Raw genomic sequence first — 22,805 nt, 5'->3', positions numbered from 1 at the left:
GCGGTGCTCAGATGTCCGAGCCGGGTGCGCCCCGGTAGTGGAAGACGAAGCCGCTGCGCGGCAGAGTGGGGAAGCGGTTGAGCGGTATCGACAGGTCCTGGGTGGGTACCTCCGAACCGGTGCGGGACAGCTGCCGCACGGCTCTCTTCATGAGTTCGACTGTGCTCCACTCGCCCGGGCATCGATGATCGCTGTCGTGCCGGCCGGCCCCCTGGGCGATGAGGGTGTTGGGCTGTTCGGCCCAGCTGAATCCGCGGAAGCGTTCGGGCGCGAACGCTGCCGGGTCCTCCCACAGTCGTCTGTCGTGGCAGGTGGCGTAGAGGTCGAGGATGACGCGGTCGCCGGGTTCGAACCGGTGCCCGCGCCATTCGAACGGGCTGCGCACCCTGGCCGGAACTGCGGGGAAGAAGGGGTAGCTGCGGCGCACCTCCTGCACGAACGCCTCGAGGTCGGATTCGTCGCCGGCGGCGAAGGTCTCCCGCCACTGCGGATGCTCTGTGAGGGCGACCGCGGCGAAGACGATGAAACGGGCCACGGCGACGGTGGGACGGAGGATGTTGATGAGTTCGACGGCCGCCGACTCTGCCGAGAGGAGCTCGCCTGCGGAGTCCGTGTGCTCGGCGAAGACGGACAGGGCGGTGCCCGGGCCCGGTTCCGTCTCGCCTCGGCGGGTCTTCTCGATCTGCTCGATCGCCCAGTCCTCGGTGCTGCGGCGGCGCCATTGGGCGTACCAGTTCATCGGACCCATCGAACCGGCTCTGTCGATCATCATGCCGAACTCGCGAGTCAGGCGGCGGAGGTCGGCGTCGGTGACGTCGACGCCGGCCCAGCGGCAGGCGGTGCCGGTGAGCACCTGGCGAGCGAAGTCGTGGAGGACGATCCGCCGCGGGCCCGGCAGTCGGTCGAGGGTCTGAGTCCATTCCTCGTCGAAGATCTCGCCGAGGCGGCCCATCGCTTCCTCGCCCATGAGCGAGAGGAACGCCTCCTTCCGGCGCCCGTGGACAGGTGGGTCGAGGGCCTGAACGGAACCCTTGTCCTGGAGGAGGTGCTGCACGGTCGGCGGCATCGCTCCCATCCGCGTGAAGTGCTCTCCGTCGTAGAAGAGCGCTGCGGCCTCCTCGCCGAGGATGAAGGTGGTCGGCTGCAGGAAGATCCGGGTGGTGAACAGGTCCGTGCCCCAGGTCTCGCTGCGGCGTGCGGCGAAGGCGTAGCCGTCCCTGATGAGGGCGGCAGTGCTGTCAATGGGCTGTCTCATCGTGCGACTTCCTCTCCTCGGACCTCATCCGGTGCGTTTCTTCTTCGCTCCCGTCTTCTCGTCCTCCGACTTCTTCGTGCCTGACTTCTTCGTGTCCGTCTTCTTGGCACTGGTCTTCTTGGCGCCGGACTTCTTCGTCCCCTTCTTCGAGGATCGGGAACTGTCCACGGACTTGCGCAGGGCCTCCATGAGGTCGATGACGTCGCCGCCGGAATCCTCCTCGGACTCCTCCTCGCCGAAGGTCTTCTCGACATCGAAGCTCTCGCCGGATTCGATCTTGGCGTCGATGAGTCTGCGCAGCTCCACCTGGTAGTCGTCGCTGAACTCCTCGGGGGTGAAATCCTCGGAGTAGGATTCGACGAGCTTCGACGACATCTCGAGCTCCTTGTCCGAGATCTTCGCCTGCGAGTTCACGCCTTTGAAGTCGACCTCGCGGATCTCATCGGCCCAGCGCAGCGTCTGAATCATGAGCACCTTCCCGCACACTCGCAGAATGGCCAGGCGCGTGCGCGTGCGCAGGGTGATCTTCACGATGGCCGTGCGCTCCGTGTCCTCGAGCGTCTGGCGCAGGAGAAGATAGGCCTTCGGCGTCTTCGACGTCGGTTCGAGGAAGTAGGACTTCTCGAGCATGATCGGATCGATCTCATCGCTGGGCACGAACTGGAGGACGTCGATGTCGTCGTTGTCCTCCGCGGGAAGCGATTCGAAGTCCTCGTGCGTGAGGATCACGCGGTGCTCCCCGTCGTCATAGGCCTTGTCGATGTCGCCGTAGTCGACGGTCTTGCCGCATTCCTCACAGCGATGCTGATTGCGAATCCGTCCGCCGTCCTTCGCGTGGACCTGGTGCATGGACACGTCGTGGTTCTCAGTGGCCGAATACAGCTTCACCGGCACATTCACCAGGCCGAACGCGATGGATCCAGTCCAAATAGCTCTCATTCCACAATTGAAACGCAGGTTTCGACCACTGGCTAGCCCCCTCGGCATGCGGCGAGGAGGAGGAAACGGACCAGCCGACTCCTCAGCAGCCAGGGCACTGCAGGGGGTAGACGATAGGTCTCCCTTGATTCAGGATGAAAGAATGGGATCAGAAGCGAAGGTCGTCGGGCTGATGGCCGATTCCGGTGTGCCGCAGAAGATCGCTCAGTCGGTTGCGGGGTCTCTGGAACGAGAACTGACCGATCAGATCGAGGACACCGAGTGGAACGTCGAGGTCAGCAAGGAATCGTTCTCACTCACCCCTGAGGGTGACATCCCCTTCATGCACAAGGCCGAAGACCTGAGAAGTCAGTATGAGTGGGACTACATCGTGTACCTGACCGAGCTGCCCCGCCACCATGACATGGAGCCGCTGCTGTGCGAAGTCAGCACCGTCAATCGGGCACTGCTGGTCTCAGTGCCGGCCTTGGGTGCCCATCGTCTTGTGGCACAGACACGGAATCTGGTGGTGGCGCTCATCTCCGCGACGCAGAAAGGGACCGGGCAGAACTCGTTGGAGGACTCCGTCCGAACGATTGCGAAGCTCAGGAGCGCGCGCGGGGACACAGGAACGGGCCGAGACGACACCGCGTACATCGTGCTGCCCGGATGGTCCAACCGGCTGCGGCTGCTGACGGGAATGGTGCGCAGCAATCGGCCCGGGCGGATGCTTCCCGCGCTGACCACCTCCGTTGCCGCGGCAGCGGCCGTGGGCACGTTCGGTGTCTTCTACAGTTCGATCTGGACATTGGCCGATTCCCTGAATCCGGCGCGTCTCCTCCTGATCGGTCTCCTCGTCATCGCGGCGCTGACCTTCTGGCTGATCTTCCGCAATCACCTGTGGACCAAGCGACGCGACGCGGTGTATGCGTGGCAGGGCGGATTGGACAACACGACCACGATCATCATGGTGGGCACCAGTGTGGCCCTGATGTTCCTGGTCCTGTTCGCCTTCCTGTTCGCACTCGGATTGGTCGTCGTCGACACCGGCCTGCTCGCAACCGAACTCATGCACCCCGCGAGCTTCGGCAATTATCCGAAGCTTGCGTGGCTGGCGGCTTGTCTGGGCACCCTGGCCGGGGCCCTCGGCTCCAACTTCGACAGCGACGATGAGATCCGGCGAGCAACGTACAGCAAGCGAGAAAACGAACGCCGGCAGCAGCACGACGACCGCAACGACGAAGGGACCTGAAGTCCTTCGGCTCAGGCGCCGGACTCGGGAAGATTGTCCTCGAGGGCGTCGAGAGCTCGGATGAAGCCGAGGTGGCTGAATGCCTGCGGGTAGTTCCCGGCCAGGCGACCGGACTCCGAGTCGTACTCCTCGGCGAACAGGCCCAGATCCGTTGCGTATCCGCACAGCGAGTCCATGAGCTTCTCACCCTCTTCGGCTCGGCCGCTCTTCGCGTACTGCTCGACGAGCCAGAAGGAGCACATGAGGAACGAATACTCATTGCCGGGCAGTCCGTCGAGCCCGGCCTCGGTCCGATAGCGGCGGACCATGTTCTGTTCGTCGAGGAGGTCCTCCTCGATCTTCTTCACCGTGCCGAGCATGCGCGGATCGTCGGCAGCGACGAGTCCGGTCGTCGGCAGCTGCAGAAGGGAGGCGTCGACCTCGTCGTTGGAGTAGGTCTGAGTGAATGAATCGAGCTCCTCGTCGAAGCCGTGCTCCATGATCTCCTCGTACAGGCGGTCACGCAGTGACCTCCATCGGCCCACCGGCCCTTTCAGCCCGTGCTCCTCGACGGCTCGGACACCCTGGTCGAAGGCGGCGTACATCATCGCCCTGCCGTGGGTGAAGTATTGGGCCGAGCCGCGCATCTCCCAGATCCCGTGGCCCTTGCGGTCGAAGTTGCGTTCGACGAAGCTGAGCAGATTCTTCTGCAGCCCCCAGGAGAACTCGTCCTCCTCCACCCCCGCATCGCGCAGGGAGGCCAGGGAGAGCATCACCTCGCCGACGACATCCGACTGGTATTGGGAGTAGGCTCCGTTTCCGACTCTCACCGGCCGCGAGTTCTCGTAGCCGCTCAGGTGCGGAAGCTCCTGCTCGTCGAGGTTGCGCTCGCCGTCGATGCCGTACATGATCTGCACATCATCGGGGTCCCCGGCCACTGCTCGCAGCAGCCAGTTCCGCCAGTGCAAGGCACCGTCGGTGAAGTCGTGATCGACGAGGGTGCCGATCGTCAGCGAAGCATCGCGCAACCACGTGAAGCGGTAGTCCCAGTTGCGCTGGCCGCCGAAGTCCTCGGGCAGCGAAGTCGTGGGTGCGGCGACGATGCCGCCGGTGGCTCCGTTCGTCAGCGCTCGCAGGACGAGGAGCGAACGGAGGACGAGTGCTTCCTGGCGGTTGCGGACCTTGACATGGGATGCCCACTCCTGCCAGTCGTCGAGCGTGTCCTCGACGGCTTTCTCCGTGTCGATCGGTTCCGGGGCGTCGAGATGTGACCGGTGCCAGGTGAGCATCCATTCGAGACGGTCGCCCTCGCTCATCTCGAACTCGCCGACCAGCGCCGAGGAGATCGCGCCCTGCGTATCGTCGGGACGGCTCTGTCCTGTGGTCCGCGTGCCGTTCGTCTGTTCACGGTCACGGCGTCTCTGGGCATCGCTGTCCGGGTCGAGGTGAGGACCGGTGAGGAAGAGCGCATCGGGACCGGCGATCGACAGCAGTCCCGACTCTCCGGTTCTCTCGGCCCCGACCTTCCTCGTCCACGGTGTGGTCCGGCCGTAGTCGAAGACGATGCGCAGGTCGTGCTCGATGGTCACGGTGCCATCGATGCATTCGGCGCGTCTGATCACGCGGGTGCGCTCGTCGCGCTCCATCACCTGGGTATCCAGTTGCGAGGGGAGGAGGTCGGTGATCCGTACCTTGCCGGAGCCGGTCTCCCAGATGGTCTCGACGATGAAGCTGCGATCCCGGTAGCTGCGGTCGACGACTTTCCCGTTCCGGGCCGTCAGCAGCCAGCGGCCGTCGTCAGCGTCCCCGAGCAGGGCCGAGAAGACCGAGGGGGAGTCGAACCGAGGGCAGCACAGCCAATCGATGCTGCCCTCGCGGGACAGGAGCGCACCAGTGCGCATGTCCGAGAGCAGTGCGTAGTCCTCGAGCGGCGTCCGATTGGAATTGCGACGATCAGTACCCATCTCGTCAGTGAAACAGATATCGGAGAGGAATTTAAGGGGGGTCCCCGAAACGGAGATTCGGGCGTAGTGTCCCGGACATGGATGCCATGAAGAATCTCGTAGTCCTGGGAGCCTCGGGTGACCTCGCCTCTCGGCTCCTGCTGCCCGGCCTCGGATCGCTGCTGACGGCTTCGCCCGACAGACGCATCTCCGTCATCGGCTCCTCACAGACATCCGATGTCGACTTCCGGCAGATCGTCGCCGATGCCTTCGACTCGGTCGAAGCGAGCGGTCCGGCAGTCGATTACGCCCGTGAGAACTCCAGCTACGTCCAGTGCGACGTCACCGACGGAGATGCCCTGGCAGATCTGCTCTCGCAGATCGACACTCCGGCCTGTCTGTACTTCGCCCTGCCTCCGCAGATCACGATGAAGGCTCTGAAAGCGATGGCCGATGTCGACCTGCCCGAGGATCTGCTGCTGGCTCTGGAGAAGCCGATCGGCTACGATCTCGCCTCCGCCAAGGAGCTCAACGCCGCCGTCGGACGCCTCGTGCCCGAGGAGCAGACCTTCCGGGTCGACCACTTCCTCAATCTGCCGGCCGTCCTCGACTTCATGGGACTGCGCTTCGCCAACCAGGTCGTCGAACCGCTGCTCAACCGTGACAACGTCGAATCCATCGAGATCGTCTTCGATGAGAGCCTGGGTCTGGAAGGGCGCGCGGCCTACTACGACCGGGCGGGGGCGTTCCGGGACATGATCCAATCCCATCTGCTCCAGGTGATGGGGCTGGTGATGATGGATCCGCCATCGACCTTCGACCACGTCGAACTGCCGGCGCTGACGGCACATGTGCTGCGGTCGACGAAGCTCTGGAACGACGACCCGGCCACGGCGATCGTCCGCGGACGCTATACGGCCGGTGACATCGACGGTCGCAGCCTCCCTGACTACACGGACGAGGACGGCGTCGATCCCGACAACGCAACGGAGACCTTCGCGCAGGTGACCGTCGAAGTCGACACATGGCGGTGGAGCGGCGTGCCGGTCACCCTGCGTTCGGGAAAGGGGATCGGCCACCCGCGGCAGGAGATCGCGGTGACGTTCCGCCGCCCGCCCCACTCCTACAGCCGTTTCGGCGGACAGGACGCGCTGGCGGCCAATGTTCTGCGCATCAGCCTCGACGATGAGCGATTCGGACTCGACGTCAACCTCGGCGGGCCCTCCGATCAGCGAGGTCTGACGACGAAGACGGCGACCGCCGAAGTGGAGGAGCCGGGTCTCGAACCCTATGGGGGAGTGCTGCGGGGCATCCTCGACGGAGACCCGACCTTCAGCGTGCGCGGAGACGCCGCCGAGGAGGGCTGGCGCATCGTCGAGGAGATCCTCGACTCCTTCGATTCGGAATCCGTCCCCCTGCGTGACTACCAAGCGGGAAGCGCGGGTCCGGAGGCTGCGAACGAGGCGCTCGACCACCATGCTGCGAACACGACGGAGAGGAAACGGCGATGAAGGTTCTCAACGCGATCATGGAGATGATCGAATCGGGGCGCGCCCTCGACCAGTTCTCCGAACCGCTGGCCAAGGGCGTGCGCAGCCTCACCGAACCGAGGCTGGTGAAGAACGCACTGTCGGGCTCATGGCTGGGCCATCAGCTGCACCCGATGCTCACCGACATTCCCATCGGGGCCTGGTCGATGGCCACCGCGCTCGACCTCACCGGCGGGCAGGACAGCGCCGCCGCTGCGAAGAGGCTTGTCGGGCTAGGCGCGCTCGCGGCCGTGCCGACCGCGCTGTCCGGAGCCTCCGATTGGAGTGAGGAGCACGGCCCTCCGCAGCGGGTCGGCCTCGTCCACGCGGCGGCGAATTCGATCGGTCTCACCCTCCAACTGGCCTCCTGGGCCGCCAGGGGCAAGGGGCATCGGAAGACGGGCGTCCTCCTGTCCTTCGCCGGACTCTCCTCGGTCGGAGTCGGCGGCTACCTCGGAGGGCACCTGTCCTATGTCCAGGGAGTCGGCGTCAACCACACGGCGTTCGAGAGCCCGGATGAGCAGTGGTGCGACATCGCCGCAGTCGACGACGTCAAGGAGGACACTGCGCTGCGAGCAGACGCGGACGGTGTGGCCGTGATGGTCGTCAAGGACGATGGAGCGATCTGCGTCCTCTCGGCCACCTGCACTCATGCGGGCGGACCGCTCGACGAGGGCGAGATCGAGGACCACTGTGTCCGCTGTCCCTGGCACAGAAGCACCTTCTCCCTGACCGACGGCTCGGTGGTCCGCGGACCCGCTTCGGTCGACCAGCCGACCTGGGATGTCAAGGTCGAGAACGGACGGGTCCTCGCTCGTCAGGGATGAGCGGTGCCTCCTTCATTCCCGGAAGGGCGCCGGTGCGGGTGAGGTCGTTCGCGATGTCGCGGAGCTTGCGGTTCGTCAGCGAGCTCGACTTCGTCAGAAGCAGGAAGGCCTCCTCATCGGTGAGCTTGAAGCGCTCCATGAGGATGCCTTTGGCCTGACCGATCGTGTCTCGGCTCAGGAGCGCGTCCTTGAGCTGGTCCTTCGTGCGCTCCTCGGAGCAGTCGGACTCCGCCTGAGTTCTGATGTCGAGACCGACGCGCTCCGAACGGGCGGTGAACGCGTTCGTCTGCGAGGAGTAGAGGCTGAGCGCGCCGAGTACGTCGTCGTCGGCGAAGAGTTCGATCACGAGCATGCTGCCGACTCCGGCCAGTCGCGCCTGGCGGGTGAATTCCGGCCACCGGACCTCGACGCTGAGATCCGGGACCCGCACGAGCCGCTGCTCATGGACCGCATCCAGGCTCGGTCCTTCTCCGAGCCGAACCTGCATCCAGTCCATGAGCAGCGGCAGAGGACCGGTCGGGGCGACCGATTCGATCATCCGCCGCTTCGTGATGACGCTGAGCGAGGCGAACTCCGCTCCCTCGACGAAGGCGACTGCCTTGTCGACGAGGGCCGTGAGCAGGCGACCGGGAGGCTTGTGGTGCTGAGCCCCCGCCGAGGCGATGCGACGGGCGCTGCTGCTGAGCCCCTCGACCCCGGGAGAGGAGGCAACGGTCTCGGCGCAGAGGTGGGGGCGGGGCATGGGAACTCTCCTCCGGAACTGATGCGCACGGTCGAGTCGGAATGTTCGAACAGGGAACCTGTGATCAAGTCTAGCCCCGCAGGGTATGAGCAGGATTCACCCCATAGGCGGCACGGTAGGTGCGGGCGAAGCGGCCGGCGTTGGCGAAGCCCCACCGTCTCGCGACCGCGGAGACGGTGTCGCCGCGGGTGGGATCCGCAAGCTGCAGCTCCTGTCGGGCGCGTTCGAGCCGAACCCGTCGCAGATAGGCGAAAGGCGTCGAATCGAGGTGCCGCCGGAAACCGTCCTGGAGAGCACGGTCGCTGGTGCCGGCGGCCGCCGCGATCTCGTGCAGCTGCAGCGGCAGATGCGCATATGTCTCGATATAGGCTGCGGCCCGCCGGATAGTGGCCGAACCGATGGCACCCGGCCCCTGGATGTACTGGCGCGTCATCGCCGTGTTCGGGAAGGTGTGGAATGCCGCGGTGGCGACGGTGCGCGCCATGTCCTCGGCGAGCAGGGGCGAGTTCAGAGGCGAGTCCGGCTGCATGAGCGTGGAGGCGACGAAGTTCATCAGAGACTTCCAATAGCGCTTCATCGAAGCTGAGACGGGATTGACGTCATGGAACCGGAGCTGGTCGGCCGGCAGACCCGTGATGCTCTCGGCGACTTGCTCGATGCGAGCGCCGGGCAGCCGCAGCACTGTCGCATCGAAGTGGCTCGTTTCGAAGCCGATCGGCACTCCTCGGGGATAGAACGAGACATCGCCGGAGGAGCCTGTGTCCCGACTGCGCACCTCGGCCCGGCCCTGATTCACCGTGAAGAACAGGTAGTCGTCGAACCCCTGGGCCGAGGAACCGCGGTAGTCGATCGACGTGCGGATCCGGTCCGCTCCGATGACAGCGGTGTCGTGAGTCAGCGCTGAGAAACGCGCCTGATCGCGGGTGGAGCCGAAGTCCAGACGGCTGTCGGCGTACATGTGCCGGATGAAGTCGGTGATCTCGGCTTCGTCGGCGGAGGAGAACTTCGTGCGCACAATCGGTACGGTCTGTGGGGGTGATCCGTCCTGTGCGCAGTCCGACATCATGCCTCCTCGCCGAGCGACGTTCGTCTCCCTCTGACGGTGTTCAGGACAGTCTACGCAGGAGTAAGCCGCATTGCGAGGGCTATTCAGCGCTGAATATGACACGAGGACCATTGATGCGTGACGGTGGGAGACGGCGTCAGGTGGAAGCCCGGGATCCCACCATGACGAAGTCCGGGCGGGTTGAGAATACGGCCCGCCCGGGCGCTCCCATCACCCCTGTTGCGCGCAGTCATTGCCGAGTACGGTGAAAGCAGACACTGTGGGCAGAGGGACCGTGCGCATCGCGCACAGGAGGAGGTGCCCGTGGCGCGCCACGAGCAGAAGGTCACTGTAGACGGCCACCGGCTGACGCTGAGCAATCTCGACAAGGTGTTCTATCCCGAGACCGGCACAACCAAAGGTGAGATCCTCGACTACTGTGCCAGGATCGCGCCGCAACTCATCCGGCATGCCCGGAACCGGATCGCAACGCGCAAACGCTGGGTCGACGGTGTCGGCACTCCCGATGACCCGGGGCAGGTGTTCTTCGAGAAGAACCTTCCCGACTCCGCGCCGTCATGGATCCCCTCACGCTCGATCAAGCATTCCTCGGGATCGAAGCGCTATCCGCTGGTCAACGATCTGGCGACGCTGACCTATCTCATGCAGATGGCTTCCCTCGAGATCCACGTTCCGCAGTGGAGCGTGGCCCCGGGGGCGAAGGATCCCGGCACCATCGACTCCGAGAGCAGGTATCCGGATCGGATGGTCTTCGATCTCGACCCCGGCCCGGGCCGTGAGCTGGCCGACTGCATCGAAGTGGCTCAGCTGGTGCGTGAGCTGCTCGAGGGCATGAAGCTCGAAGTGTATCCGGTGACCAGCGGATCCAAGGGCATCCACCTCTACGCCCCACTCGATGGTTCGACGAGTTCGCAGCAGATCTCCGATGTCGCCCATGAGCTCGCTCGCAGCCTCGAATCGGACCACAAGGACCTCATCGTCTCGGCGATGAAGAAGACTCTGCGGGAGAACAAGGTGCTCATCGACTGGTCCCAGAACTCTGCGGCCAAGACCACGGTGGCTCCGTATTCCCTGCGCGGACGCTTCACCCCAACGGTGGCGGCCCCGCGCAGCTGGGACGAATTCGATGACCCTGCCTCCGTCGACCATCTGCGCTTCGAGGAGGTCCTCGACCGCGTCGACGATGACGGGGACCTCCTCGAACCCCTCGCCGAGGCGACCGGAGGAACCGCCTCGGCGCCGGTGTCCGAGGAATCGCAGGAGGTCGTGCGCGACCGACTGGAGGTCTACCGATCCAAACGGGACCCGAAACGCACGAGCGAACCGGTGCCGGCCCAGCAGGGAACGAGCGGGGACGAGCTGTCCTTCGTCATCCAGGAGCACCACGCCAGACGGCTGCATTGGGACTTCCGGCTCGAACACGATGGTGTGCTGGTCTCCTGGGCCCTGCCGAAGGGGCCGCCGACCGATCCGGGCAAGAACCACCTGGCCGTCCAGACCGAGGACCACCCGCTGGAATACGGCAGCTTCGAAGGCACGATCCCGAAGGGGGAGTACGGAGCCGGTGAGGTCGAGATCTGGGACTCCGGAACCTTCGAACTCGAGAAGTGGCGAGAGGGCAAGGAGATCATCGCCGTCCTCCACGGACGCGAGGACGGCGGCCTCGGCGGGGTGCGCCGATTCGCGCTGTTCAACACCGGTGGACACGGGCCGAACAAGGAGCCCGAGAAGAACTGGATGATCCACCTCATGGAGGATCCCCCGAAGTCCGCGAAGACGAAGAAGACGAAGCAGGCATCGGGGACCGAGGCGAAGAAGCAGCCCCGCAAGGGCAAGCCCGAACGCGAAGCCGACGCCGACGGAGAATCGAAGAAGCGGGAGGCCCTGCCCACGGATCTGTCGCCGATGCTCGCGAGCATCGGCGACATCTCCTCGGTCCGTCGGGAGGCCGAGGAGTGGGCGTTCGAGATGAAGTGGGACGGCATCCGCGCGCTGGCGGCTGTGCAGGCCGCCGATGGGGAGAGCCCAGGAAAAGTCGCGCTGACCAGCCGCAACGGCCACGATATGACCGCCACCTACCCCGAACTGGCCGAACTCGCCGACTGCGTCGACGCTGACTGCGTGCTCGACGGGGAGATCGTCGCGCTGGGGCGGGGGAGCAGACCGGACTTCGGTCGACTCCAACGCAGGATGGGGCTCACCCATGAGCGCGACGTCGAACGAGAGCGTCAGCGCACTCCCGTGTATCTCATGGTCTTCGACGTCCTCCATGCCGACGGCTCGTCGCTCCTGCACAGCCCCTACACCGAACGCCGCGAACGCCTGTTCGAGCTCGTCACCGAAGGCGAGCACATCTATGTGCCCGAAGCCTTCGAAGGAAGCGTCGATGCCGCGTTCGAATCCAGCCATGAGCTCCAGCTCGAAGGAGTGATGGCGAAGCGCACCGACAGCATCTACCTGCCGGGCAAGCGCACACGCACGTGGGAGAAGCTCAAGCACTCCTCGACCCGCGATGTCATCATCGTCGGCTGGCGGACCGGAAGCGGTGAACGCGCCGGCAGCTTCGCCTCCCTGCTGCTGGCCGCCCATGACGACGACGGGCTCGTCTACATGGGACGGGTCGGCACCGGCTTCGACGACGAAGCGCTGCGCAGCCTGCGCTCCCAGCTCGACCGCCTGTCGCGCAAGACCGCGCCGCTCAAGGTGCCCTCCGCCGAAGCCCGTGATGCGCACTGGGTGCGCCCCAGCCTCGTCGGCGAAGTCCGCTCCTCGGGCCTCACCGAGGCCGGGCGCCTGCGTCACCCGGTGTGGCGGGGACTGCGCTCCGATATCGACGCCGAGGATGTGCGAGTGTGAACCGGGAACATTCGGCGGCGGCTCCCGGTCCCATCAGCTGAGTCACCGTCGACCCCCTCCCAAGGCTGCGCTTCGGTGTTAGGTTGGCGAAATGAAGACGAACCGAATGACGAAGATTGCAGTAGGCAGCGCGCTCGGTCTCGGGCTCGTGCTGACAGGCTGCACCGATACGGAAGAGGGATCGGAGACCCAGTCGCCCGCGGAATCGCAGGCTGGAGAGGAATCTGCGCCGAGCGAATCCCAGGGCTCTGGGTCGTCCGAGCCCTCAGCCTCCTCCGAGTCCTCCGAGGACTCCGAAGCGAAGCTTCCCGAGGACGCGGACCTGAGCAAGACCATGCCGAAGACGACGGCGGCCGATGCCGTGAAGATCGGACAGGACAAGGTCAAGGCGAAGGACGGCACCCTCCACGCCATCGAACTCGACTACGACAGCGAGGACGGCAAGTGGGAGTACGACGTCAAGATCAAGGACGGCAGCACCGACCACAAGGTCGTCATCGACGCCGCAACCGGCAAGGTCATCCGCGATGAGTCCGAGGACAGCGATGACAAGGAGAAGGCGATCGACCTGAATTCCCCGATGAGCTACGACGAGGCGTACGACCTCGCGAAGAAGAAGGGAGAGGGACGCCTGTCCGGCTGGAAGCTCGAATACGACGACGGCCAGCGCGAGTACCAGTTCGACTTCGACGACAAGGGAACGGAGACCGAGGTCACCGTCAACGTCGAATCCAAGAAAGTCACCGTCGACTGATCAGGTTCCCATGAGGACCGGACCACAGTTCTGACAACCACTGAAACACCGAACAAAGGAGACACCATGGCTGCCATTCTCTGGATCATCGCAGCGATCCTCGTCATCTCAGGGATCTTCGCCATCTTCCGCAAGCAACTCCTCTGGGGCATCGTGCTCATCGTCGTCGGCTGCCTCGTCGGCCCCGGTGGAGTGAGCATCTTCACCTGATGAAGGCGGACGGGCTGGGACGGATAGAGTGAGGGAATGTCTGCTCTGAGAATCTCAGCCCTCCGCCGCTTCGGCCGCCTGGGCAGAATCGCGCCGTGGGCGGCCGCCGGCCTCGTCGGCGCAGTGCCCGCGACGATCGCCGCCTCGATGGCCATCGATCTGGTCCAGCAGAGGGGGCGGAAGTCGCGGGCAGCTCCGCGTCCGGGCACCTTCAGCTCGAAGGTCGAGCAATCAGAGCTCAATATCTACACCGACGGCGCCACCCTCTATGAGGACATGCTCGAAGCGATCGGATCCGCGCAGGAGTCGATCCTCATGGAGACGTTCATCTGGAAGAACGACGAGATGGGGCAGCGATTCATCGACGCCTTCAACGCGGCATCCGCCCGCGGCGTGGAGATCCACCTCATCTACGACGGCTTTGCCAATCTGGCCACCCCCATCTCCTTCTACCATCAGCTCTCCGAGCGGATCCACGTGCTGCGCTTGCCGACCATCGCACGCAGATTCTGGAGAGGGCCGCTGCGCCATTCCGGGTTCAACCATTCGAAGATCCTCGTCATCGACGATGACGTGGCCTTCGTCGGCGGATTCAACATCGGCTCCCTCTACGCCAGTCACTGGCGTGACACCCATCTGCGCTCGGTCGGACCCGGCGCCTGGGGGCTGCGACAGACCATCGCCCAGGTGTGGAACGAGTTCCACGACTCGGACGAGCAGATCTCCTGGGTCCCGCCCGCGGCCTGGGAATCGCAGCTGCGGGTCTCGGCGAATCTGCCGATCCACCTCGTCTATCCGATCCGCAATATGTATCTCAACGCCTTCGCGCGGGCGCGGAAGCGGATCTGGCTGACGACTCCCTACTTCATCCCCGACCAGCAGCTGCTGCGCTCCCTCATCGAAGCTGCCGAGCGCGGCGTGGACGTGCAGGTCATGGTGCCCCAGGAGTCGAACCACATCCTCGGCGACTGGCTCTCCCGCGGCTTCTTCGAACAGATGATCAACTCGAAGGTCACGGTCCTGCTCTACACCGCGAGCATGATCCATTCGAAGGTCGCCACGGTCGACGGCGAATGGTCGACCGTGGGCACGGCGAACATCGACCGCCTGTCGCTGTCCTATAACTATGAGACCAACGTCGAGGTCATCGACCGCTCGTTCGCCGGTGAGATGGAGAAGGTGTTCGAAAGCGACTCCACGCACTGCGTCGAGCTCGGATCAGGATGGCTCAACCGGCATCGGCTGACGAAGCTCGCCGAGCGGGCTCTGGTGCCGATGCGCCCCTGGCTGTGAATCGGGCTTACCGCACTCTTGGCACCTGTCCTCATGCGCGTTGCCATCGCGATCATTTTCAGGGCGGCCTGAAAGAGATGGCCTGCCCGCAGAGAGGACACGAAGCCGACGGCACCCATCGTGTCTGTCTGATCTGCGAACTGCCCGAAGACTCCGTTCGCGTCAAGGGTCTGTCGGTGACGTTCCTGACGGTATAGTCTCGGCCCATGCTCGATATCCTTCCCATCGCCGTGTCACGGCTCTTCGACTCGGAGGAGCCGCAGGACGTCGCCGTTGCGACGATCATCGAAACCGAAGGGTCAGTGCCGCTCCCGGCAGGCACCTCGATGCTCGTCGATGCCGCGGGCCGAATCGTCGGCTCCCTCACCGGCGGATGCGTCGAAGGAGCCGTGCTCGAGGCGTGTCAGGACGCCCTCGCCACCGGCGACGCCTCGGTGCAGGGTTTCGGCTACAGCGACGAGGATGCCTTTGCCGTCGGGCTCATGTGCGGTGGTCGTATCGACGTGCTCATCCAGCCCTTCCGCGCTGGCTGCTCCGGGCTGCGAGCGGAGAGCGAGCCGGTCGCCGTGATGCTGCGGCTGCCGTCCGACGACGCCCATGCCCCAGCGGCAGCCGTCTGCGGTGCCGCTGGCGGCGAGGTCTCCGGACCGAGCACCGACGCTCTGGCTGTCAGCCTCGATCCTCTGGTGCCCGAAGCTGTGGTCGAGACCGCCGCGCAGCGCGTCGGGGCCTTTATCCGCGGCGGCCGCACCGGCAGCATCCGCCTTGCGCCCCCGGAGGGCGGCAGCGAGCCGATCGAGCTCTTTGTCGAGACCCGCATCGAGCCGGCCCATCTGCTGGTCGTCGGAGCCAACGCCTTCAGTCTCGCCCTCGTCGAAGCGGCCAGACCCTTGGGACTGCGCATTACCGTGTGCGACCCCCGTCCGTCCTTCGCCGACCAGATATCGGTTCCCGGCGCCGAGGTGGTCCGGGCCTGGCCGCACCGATTCCTTAATGAAGCGGCCGCCACCGGTGAGTTCGACACCCGGAGCATGATCTGCGTCCTCAGCCACGACCCGAAGGTCGACATCCCCACCCTGGCCGTCGCACTCGACCTCGACGTGGCCTATGTCGGGGCGATGGGCTCGCGGCGCAGCGACCGCGACCGCCGCGCCGCGCTGCGCGAAGCGGGAGTGGCGAGCCCAGCACTGGCACGGTTGCATTCGCCGATCGGTCTCCATCTGGAGACGTTCACCCCCGCCGAGGTGGCTGTGTCGATCCTCGCAGAGATCCTCGCTGTACGCGGTGGCCGCCGGCAGGTCGTTCCCCTCAGCGACGAACGGGAAGATTCGCCTCTTCGCTGAGGCGAAAGGAGTCGCCAGTCGCTGGCTGCATCTTCGCATTCGACTTCGATATGTCAGTCATAGCATTCTGTTGTTCCTCGTAGTGCCTGCCCCTGGCGTGCGATACGACCTCACCTTCAGGACTGCAACTCATGACGAGCGCTAGGAAGCATTCACATGCGATGATCGCTCAGTCATGGGCGTTGGCGGACTGTGGCAGTCTTGCCGATAAGTGCGCGAGCGAGTGCTCGAGCGTGCCAGGGCCAGACAATCAACAGTTTCTCCAAGAAGCTGACGAACATGTTCTCCTCATCTCTCATCTCAACCGAACATGGTCTGGCCCCGGGGGATGCCCCGGGGCCAGAAGGGGAAGCCGTGGGCGGGCCCGCATCATTTCATCGTCATTGTGACGTCACTGCCGCGCATCTTGCGTCGAGCACACTGGTAGAAAGACTTGCGGGCGCGACCACACGGCTGCATAGCTCAACCTGGGTGTGGAAACGTCTCACCTCCTTTCAACGATGAAGTCAGCGCCTTTGAGCCGGGGAGGAGAGCGCTGACAAGCGAGGATTCGGTGGGCGATGACCTGGGTTGCTGAGAGGCCGGGCGACCGGAACAGCTGCCACGATTCGGAGTGCCTGACGACCCGGCACCTGCAGTGACTCACGGCCTGCGGTCCATCACCTGTGTGGTGACTCGTGTCGAGGTCCCGCAGTTCGCGGTCGCTGAAAACGATCGCCCAGAACGCAGCATCGATACCCAGCTGGACGTCTGGTGCACACGTCTGCATGGGAACACACCACCAGTTGTGGTTAGGCGCTGATGGCTGCCGGTTCAGCAGAGCCTGAGTTGATGGCGATCTTGCGGGGTTTCGCTGATTCCGCTACCGGGATGCTGAGTGTGAGCACACCGGCGTCGTAGTTCGCCGTGATGTTGCTGGTGTCGAGGTTGTCGCCGAGGACGAGTTGTCGGCTGAAGGTCCCGCGGGGTCGCTCTGCCGCGACTGAAGACTCCCCGTGGTCGGGGGCGGGCCGTTCAGCTTTGACGGTGACGACGTTGTTCTCGACGTCGAGGTCGATGTCGTCAGGATCGATTCCTGGCAGGTCGAGTTCGACGCGGAAAGTATCGCCGTCGCGCCAGGCGTCCATGGGCATCATCACAGGGCGGGCAGTTGTGCCGGTGGCTCCGAAGATTTCTCTGCTCAGGCGTTCGACTTCGCGGAATGGGTCAGTGCGCATCATGATCATTGGTGAAACCTCCTTTGCTGGATAGTGGATTCGTGCAGATGATATGATCTACATCATCTGATGGACATATTATTTAGTCGATCCGAATAAGAATGTCAACACTCAGTCAGGAGAAATTTTGAGAGAAGGGGAGATGGCGATTTCAGAGTCTGGTGGGCGCTTATTCTCGATTTCGCGTGTTGCGGAGTTGACCGGTGTCGGGGTGCAGTCGTTGCGGCAATACGAGGCTCGTGGGCTGGTGACTCCTGCTCGGAGTGAGGGTGGGACGCGGCGGTTCAGTCGCGCGGATATTGCTCGTCTGCGGCGTGTGCGCGAACTGGTTGACGTTGGCGCGAATCTCGCTAGCATCGGAATCATTCTCGATCTGCAGGATGAGAACACCTCGCTTCGGTACGAATTGAGGAGGATGCAATGATGACGAATGAAGCGCAGCCCGGCGTCGAGGTTCCTGAGCCGGACTGGAGCGAACAGCTCATCGACGTTGCAGCGCATATCGACGATGACGGTAACGAAGACACTGAGCCTCGCATGGGCGCAATTCGCGAAGCAGATGTGGGCGATGTTGCCGATCAATCCATCGTTGTAGAGGTTGATGATGAAGACGGGTGAGAAGCCGCGCTGATCTGATGGCGGCATTTCGGGCTATAGGGGGAAGTTGCTGTGATTCTTCCATCGGCCTTGCCGGCGTTCGAATGCGAACCGTTCCGCCCGCAACCGCCTCACCCGCTCCACAACGTCCGGGGCGTAACCGTATGCGGCGTCCGTATCCACGATCCCCTCGAGCACGATGGCGTACCTCTCTGCTGGAAGTTCGATTCGCTGGCACAACTCGTGTCGCCCCGCCGAAGTAGACGCAGTCTTCTCGAAGTCGAGGATCAACCGATCATGCTCGGACAGTTTGTGCACAGTGCCGGGGACCATGGAGACCATTGTGACACAGCAGAATTCGACACCGCGTATGTCGCTGCTCACTCTGTCTTGGTCACCTCAATTCAGGGGGACCGCTCGCCGACCAGTCCGAAGCAGTTGTCCGCGGCTGCGCTGGCGATAAAGCTTCAGACAGCGAAGCCGACGTGTAGGACTACCCCATAGTGATTACGCTCACTAGACTTCGGAACCAGAACAATCTTCTATACAACTCGCTGGTCGAGTAGCGGAGGACTTTATGCCCACCACCTCATCCCAGGCTCTTCAAGTGCTGGTCGTAGCCGACCCAGGTCTGCCCAGCAGGCGAGCGGCTTCCATCCACTCCTCGTTAGAGCGATATCTGCGTGAGGCGTATGGGGTCACAACGACGCTGTACACTCGCACCGACACGGTCTATCTGACGCCCGAGCGCGAGCTGGCTCTAGACGCAGTCGAAGATCTCCGCGCTGATTACCCCGACGTCAACATCATCCTCATCCTCACAGAGATCCCCCGGCACACCCAGGGCGACCCTCTGATCGCCGAAGTCTACTCGGACCGCAACCTTGCGGTCGTCTCATGCCCCACACTCGGCGCGTTGGCCACCAAGCGCCGCATCATCAAAGTCATGATGAGCTCGGTGAACAAGTTGGTTCCGTGGGACCCCGAAGCCACGACGCGCAAATTTCTGCTCGGATGGTCGAACTGGTCGAACAACGAAGACTCCAGCCATCAGTCCTTGCATGCCCACACCATCACCGGAGGCCCACGGCTGATTATGGGGATGACGATTGCCAACGAACCCTGGCGCACGGCTCCGAAGCTCTCAGGAGCCCTCGCGGCAGCCTCGGCAACCGGAGCTTTCGGCATCTTCTACAGTTCGATCTGGCAGATGTCGACCTACCTGTCCACCCTCCGGCTGCTCTCGATCGGCGCGCTCGCTGTCCTGGTGATGGTCGCCTGGTTGATCGCCAGTCACAAACTCTGGGATCGACCGGTCAACGAACGTCTGGCCACGGTGGTCATGTACTACAACCTCTCCACCGTCCTCACACTGCTGATCACTGTGATCGCTCTCTACGCGATATTGGTCGTCCTCATTCTCCTGGGCGGCCTCGTCGTTATCGATCCGGCATTTATGACCCAACAGATTCAGCAAGAGGCGTCGTTCACCAACTACCTCGATATCGCATGGCTCAGCGCAGCCATGGGTGTGGTCGCCGGCGGCATCGGTGCCAGTTTCGACACTGATGCCGACGTGCAGAAAGTGACTCATGGTCAGCGGATGCGGCAACGAGTCTATACAGACAACAGCACAGATGCCGACGACACGGTGGAGAGCAGTTGACTGAGATCTGCCAAGCATGCCGCTAGTCTGCACATTGGGGTGATGTGGAAGAGCCGGCTGAAATCGGGTATCTGCACCCACCTGAGATATAAGCGTGTTCAGAGCCATCACCTCCGACTGCCTCCTGCGTGTTCACTACACACCGAGTTTCGACAAGATGTTCTGCTTGAAGGACGTGAAATGGAAACCCTGTTCGACTCAACCTCGTCTCGGATCATCCCCACACCGTTCGAACCGTGGTGGGAAACTCCAGACTTCAGGGATGATCTCTCCGAGGTCGTTACGAGCAGTGCGTCCGCTGTCGACAAGATCACCGCCCTTGCCCGTCTTCTGCAGCTCACAGGGTGTTCACCTCAGATCGATCAATGGGAAAGGCTGCTTCAACTGGCTGCGATCGACATCGGCGTCGCTCGTATGCTCGAACCCCACGTCGACGCTCTGGGCATCCTGGCCGAGGCCGGACACGAAACACCTGACCCCGATTCGGCCTGGGGCGTATACGCGGCTGACCTGCCCACACATCGCGTGAACGTGGTCGATGCCGGTGCGGAGAACCTCCTCACCGGCACGAAAGCGTGGTGCTCTTTGGCCGCGGAACTCACCGACGCGATCGTCATCGCCAGCGGCAGCGACGGGAACCGAGCCTACGCGGTGAATCTTCGGCACCCTCGTGTACGACCGCAGACAGGTGCTTGGCCGAGTCTGGGTCTCAGAGAAATCCCGAGCGGCTCAGTCGTCTTCGACCGAGCACCCGCGACGAGTGTCGGCCCCCCGAATTGGTACCTTGACCGCCCCTCTTTCGCTTGGGGTGGGATTCGCGTGGCAGCCTGCTGGTTCGGTGGAGCATTGGGACTGGCCCGGCGTGCAGCCCAAACCCACCTGAACAGGGCTGGGCGCTCGCCGATGGGAGAGATGCAGCTCGGGCAGCTTGATGCTGAGATCTTCGCGGTCCGCACCATGTTGGCGCAAACTGCTGCTGCAGCGGATGGGGATGAGAAGTTCTCGCGAGAACACGCGTGGAGACTGGCTCTGAGAGTTCGCAACAACATATACCGCAGTGCCCAACGGATCCAGCTTCTGAGCCGGGAGCTGGCCGGTCCCGCGGTTCTGACGAGTGATGCGGCATTTGCCAAAGCTGACGCTGATCTCACCGTTTACCTCAGTCAGCATCACGGGCCTCGGGACGAAGCTGCTTTGGGCGAGAATATCTGTGCAGAGTCAGATGTCGATGAGGTTTAGCCACCAAGACCGCAGCACCAGAGAAGATGCCTGGGTGCAGGCGGGTGCCCTTGATCTTCCGGCGGTTCCAGAGAGCACAATCGCCACAGGCGGAACCATCATCGTCCTTGCCGCACACCCAGACGATGAAGCGCTGGGAGCCGCTGCGCTGCTCGCACGTGCCGATGAGTGGAGCTGCCAGCTGAAAGTCCTACTCTTCAGCGCAGGCGAGAAATCGCACCCTGAGTCGCCGACGTATACCGGCGATCAGCTCAAAAGCATCCGTCTGGAGGAGTTCGATCGTGCGCTGAGCACCTTCGACAAGGCGCACTCCAGTCGTTTTCTCGATCTGCCCGACGGTCAGCTGCCCGAATATTCAAGCCAGATCAGAGACGTGATCCGACAGGAGATCGCACGATCACATGGGCCGGTGACACTCGTTGCGCCTTACAGCCGGGATGGGCACTGTGACCACGAGGCGGTGGGCGCCGCGGCGCTGGACATCGGGCGATCACATCATGCCGTAGTGCTCGAATATCCCATCTGGTTCTGGCACTGGGCTGTTCCCACAGACCCTCGCTGGCAGGCCTGGGCAGTCTTACCTGACCCTCAAGGTCTTGATCGAAATGCTCTGCTCCAGTGCTACCCGTCGCAGACCGAAGCGCTGTCGGATCAGCACGGGGACGAAGCGATCCTCACCAGCGCCCATTTGGAACACTTCATCCGGAGCCACGATACCTTCGTGATCACGGATTTCAGATCCGGTGAGGCATCGGCGAGCTCTGGTCAGGAGGGAATAGGCAGACCGATCAATGATGCGTCCACTGCGTCGGCGGTGTTCGATGATGTGCACAGAGAACGCAGTGATCCGTGGACGGTGTGGGAGTCCGAATACGAAATCACCAAACGCGAGACCCTTGTGTCCCACCTCCCGTCGACCTCGTTCTCCCACATTCTCGAGATCGGTTGTTCAGTCGGCGCTTTGACGCGAGAGCTTGCCGCTTACAGCGTCAGAGTGACAGCTGTCGATGCCAGCTGCGAGGCGCTGAAAACAGCGAAACGTCTGCAGACGACCACCGCAACCGAAATAGCCTTCCTGCACGCCACTGTCCCATACGAATGGCCCGAAGGGCATTTCGACTGCGTCGTCCTCTCAGAGACCGGCTTCTATCTGACACATGCACAGCTGCAACGAACGTTGGAGCGCATTGATGAATCAACCCCATCGCGCTTTGTGCTCGTTCTCTGTCATTGGAAGGGCGACATCGAAGATTGGCCTCTGACCGCCGATGAAGTCCATGACGCGTGCCTGGACTACTGGCCCCGACTGCGGACCGATTTTCGCTCCGAGGCCGAGTATCGTCTCGATATCGTGACAGTGGACAAAACTGACGATTTCCTCCCTGCGGAAGCCGTTGAGTGATCACGCACTTGGGCATCGTCATCCCGACTCACAATGAACAAGACGAGATCCTCGGCTGTCTCGACTCGGTGGCCCAAGCGTGTGCTCAGGTCCCTGACGGGCTCGGGCCATTCTCCACTCGAATCCTCGTCGTGGCCGACGCCTGTAGCGATGAGACGGTGAGTCGCGTCGCAGACTTCGCCGAACAGCATCCACAAGTCACGATACTTGAGACGTTGTTCAAGAACGTGGGCAGTGCCCGGAATTTCGCCTGGAATCACTTCAAGCAGGTGGTTGAAGCTGATCGTGATGTCAACTTCGACCTGACATGGATTGCGTTCACCGATGCGGACAGCAGAGTTCCCACCCACTGGCTGACGACGCATCTTGCCATGGCGGAAGCCGGAAGCGACTGCCTGGTCGGCACAGTGTCGCCTCGACCTGATACCGGGTCGGCAGCGCTGATCGCGAAATGGCACTCTCACCACACGTTACTTGAGGACCATCCCCACGTGTTCGGCGCGAACCTGGGCATTCGAGGCTCGTATCTCAACATCATCGGCGGCATGCCTCAGCTGCCACTCGGCGAAGATGCCGCAACTGTTGCTGCAGTGCTCGCCGCCGGGGGAAACGTGAGACGCACCGATACCTGCCGGGTTCTCACCTCGGCCCGTCTGGAGGGACGCGCGGAGGGAGGCTTCAGCAGCTTTATGCAGAGCCTTCTTTGAGACCCGACTC

21 protein-coding genes are annotated in these 22,805 nt (G+C 63.4%); 14 read left to right on the top strand and 7 right to left on the bottom strand.

Annotation, left to right across the window (positions count from 1 at the left end):
• Positions 1-7 precede the first annotated feature (7 nt).
• Entirely contained in the window at positions 8-1,255 is a 1,248-nt protein-coding gene (locus IIE29_RS02885; RefSeq protein ID WP_246475653.1) for a cytochrome P450, read from the bottom strand.
• Positions 1,256-1,279: 24 nt separating this feature from the next.
• Positions 1,280-2,194: a non-homologous end joining protein Ku gene (ku, locus tag IIE29_RS02880; protein ID WP_209323662.1), complete on the bottom strand. Its 915-nt coding sequence runs from the start codon at positions 2,192-2,194 to the stop codon at positions 1,280-1,282.
• A 142-nt stretch (positions 2,195-2,336) separates the two neighbouring features.
• On the opposite strand from ku, the gene IIE29_RS02875 reads away from it, so the two are divergent.
• Positions 2,337-3,425, top strand: a complete 1,089-nt coding sequence (locus tag IIE29_RS02875) for a hypothetical protein (protein ID WP_209323661.1) — start codon at positions 2,337-2,339, stop codon at positions 3,423-3,425.
• Positions 3,426-3,436: 11 nt separating this feature from the next.
• On the opposite strand, the gene IIE29_RS02870 is transcribed toward IIE29_RS02875, so the two are convergent.
• The gene (locus IIE29_RS02870; RefSeq protein ID WP_209323660.1) at positions 3,437-5,368 is read right to left on the bottom strand and encodes a glycoside hydrolase family 15 protein; all 1,932 of its coding nucleotides are present in this window, start codon (positions 5,366-5,368) and stop codon (positions 3,437-3,439) included.
• 77 nt (positions 5,369-5,445) lie between these two features.
• On the opposite strand from IIE29_RS02870, the gene IIE29_RS02865 reads away from it, so the two are divergent.
• Positions 5,446-6,858: a glucose-6-phosphate dehydrogenase gene (locus tag IIE29_RS02865; RefSeq protein ID WP_209323659.1), complete on the top strand. Its 1,413-nt coding sequence runs from the start codon at positions 5,446-5,448 to the stop codon at positions 6,856-6,858.
• A complete protein-coding gene (locus IIE29_RS02860; RefSeq protein WP_246475652.1) occupies positions 6,855-7,703 on the top strand; it encodes a Rieske (2Fe-2S) protein in 849 nt (282 codons plus the stop codon). Before IIE29_RS02865 ends, IIE29_RS02860 begins: the two co-directional genes overlap by 4 nt.
• On the opposite strand, the gene IIE29_RS02855 is transcribed toward IIE29_RS02860, so the two are convergent.
• Complete coding sequence (locus IIE29_RS02855; protein WP_209323658.1) at positions 7,663-8,445, bottom strand: GAF and ANTAR domain-containing protein; 783 nt, start codon at positions 8,443-8,445, stop codon at positions 7,663-7,665. The two genes, IIE29_RS02860 and IIE29_RS02855, sit on opposite strands and share 41 nt — an antisense overlap.
• 70 nt (positions 8,446-8,515) lie before the next feature.
• A complete protein-coding gene (locus IIE29_RS02850; RefSeq protein ID WP_209323657.1) occupies positions 8,516-9,511 on the bottom strand; it encodes a helix-turn-helix transcriptional regulator in 996 nt (331 codons plus the stop codon).
• A 303-nt stretch (positions 9,512-9,814) separates the two neighbouring features.
• Between IIE29_RS02850 and IIE29_RS02845 the strand changes: the two genes are divergently transcribed.
• The 5 genes from IIE29_RS02845 (at position 9,815) to IIE29_RS02825 (ending at position 15,967) form a co-directional block, all read left to right on the top strand.
• Positions 9,815-12,367: an ATP-dependent DNA ligase gene (locus IIE29_RS02845; RefSeq protein WP_209323656.1), complete on the top strand. Its 2,553-nt coding sequence runs from the start codon at positions 9,815-9,817 to the stop codon at positions 12,365-12,367.
• Between the two features lie 106 nt (positions 12,368-12,473).
• Positions 12,474-13,121, top strand: coding sequence for a PepSY domain-containing protein (locus IIE29_RS02840; protein WP_209323655.1), 648 nt, complete (start codon positions 12,474-12,476; stop codon positions 13,119-13,121).
• Between the two features lie 66 nt (positions 13,122-13,187).
• Positions 13,188-13,331, top strand: a complete 144-nt coding sequence (locus IIE29_RS02835) for a GPGG-motif small membrane protein (protein WP_209323654.1) — start codon at positions 13,188-13,190, stop codon at positions 13,329-13,331.
• A gap of 36 nt (positions 13,332-13,367) precedes the next feature.
• The gene (locus IIE29_RS02830; protein WP_209323653.1) at positions 13,368-14,624 is read left to right on the top strand and encodes a phospholipase D-like domain-containing protein; all 1,257 of its coding nucleotides are present in this window, start codon (positions 13,368-13,370) and stop codon (positions 14,622-14,624) included.
• 206 nt (positions 14,625-14,830) lie between these two features.
• Entirely contained in the window at positions 14,831-15,967 is a 1,137-nt protein-coding gene (locus IIE29_RS02825) for an XdhC family protein (protein WP_209323652.1), read from the top strand.
• 791 nt (positions 15,968-16,758) lie between these two features.
• Here the strand turns inward: IIE29_RS02825 and IIE29_RS02820 are convergent.
• Positions 16,759-17,190 (bottom strand): Hsp20/alpha crystallin family protein, encoded by a 432-nt coding sequence (locus IIE29_RS02820; protein ID WP_209324119.1) that lies wholly within the window; start codon positions 17,188-17,190, stop codon positions 16,759-16,761.
• Between the two features lie 136 nt (positions 17,191-17,326).
• Here IIE29_RS02820 and IIE29_RS02815 point away from each other — a divergent pair, with 136 nt between their 5' ends.
• Both IIE29_RS02815 and IIE29_RS02810 read left to right on the top strand, forming a co-directional pair.
• Positions 17,327-17,608 (top strand): MerR family transcriptional regulator, encoded by a 282-nt coding sequence (locus tag IIE29_RS02815; RefSeq protein WP_181272603.1) that lies wholly within the window; start codon positions 17,327-17,329, stop codon positions 17,606-17,608.
• Positions 17,605-17,802 (top strand): hypothetical protein, encoded by a 198-nt coding sequence (locus tag IIE29_RS02810; RefSeq protein ID WP_209323651.1) that lies wholly within the window; start codon positions 17,605-17,607, stop codon positions 17,800-17,802. Before IIE29_RS02815 ends, IIE29_RS02810 begins: the two co-directional genes overlap by 4 nt.
• 33 nt (positions 17,803-17,835) lie before the next feature.
• On the opposite strand, the gene IIE29_RS02805 is transcribed toward IIE29_RS02810, so the two are convergent.
• Positions 17,836-18,114 carry a DUF3263 domain-containing protein gene (locus IIE29_RS02805; protein ID WP_209323650.1) on the bottom strand — a complete coding sequence of 93 codons (279 nt, stop codon included), beginning with the start codon at positions 18,112-18,114 and terminating at the stop codon, positions 17,836-17,838.
• A 244-nt stretch (positions 18,115-18,358) separates the two neighbouring features.
• Between IIE29_RS02805 and IIE29_RS02800 the strand changes: the two genes are divergently transcribed.
• The 4 genes from IIE29_RS02800 to IIE29_RS02785 all read left to right on the top strand — a co-directional run bounded on the left by IIE29_RS02800 (position 18,359) and on the right by IIE29_RS02785 (position 22,795).
• The gene (locus tag IIE29_RS02800) at positions 18,359-19,447 is read left to right on the top strand and encodes a hypothetical protein (protein WP_246475650.1); all 1,089 of its coding nucleotides are present in this window, start codon (positions 18,359-18,361) and stop codon (positions 19,445-19,447) included.
• Positions 19,448-19,627: 180 nt separating this feature from the next.
• Complete coding sequence (locus IIE29_RS02795; protein ID WP_209323649.1) at positions 19,628-20,686, top strand: hypothetical protein; 1,059 nt, start codon at positions 19,628-19,630, stop codon at positions 20,684-20,686.
• Positions 20,670-22,088, top strand: a complete 1,419-nt coding sequence (locus IIE29_RS02790) for a PIG-L family deacetylase (protein WP_246475649.1) — start codon at positions 20,670-20,672, stop codon at positions 22,086-22,088. The genes IIE29_RS02795 and IIE29_RS02790 overlap by 17 nt, the downstream gene beginning before the upstream one ends.
• Entirely contained in the window at positions 22,085-22,795 is a 711-nt protein-coding gene (locus IIE29_RS02785) for a glycosyltransferase family 2 protein (RefSeq protein WP_209323648.1), read from the top strand. Before IIE29_RS02790 ends, IIE29_RS02785 begins: the two co-directional genes overlap by 4 nt.
• The last annotated feature ends 10 nt before the right edge of the window (positions 22,796-22,805 follow it).

It is taken from the genome of Brevibacterium renqingii (genome assembly GCF_017808095.1).
GTDB lineage: Bacteria > Actinomycetota > Actinomycetes > Actinomycetales > Brevibacteriaceae > Brevibacterium > Brevibacterium renqingii.
The sequence above is the reverse complement of the archived record's forward strand: the minus strand, read 5'-3'. Positions and strand labels throughout refer to the sequence as shown.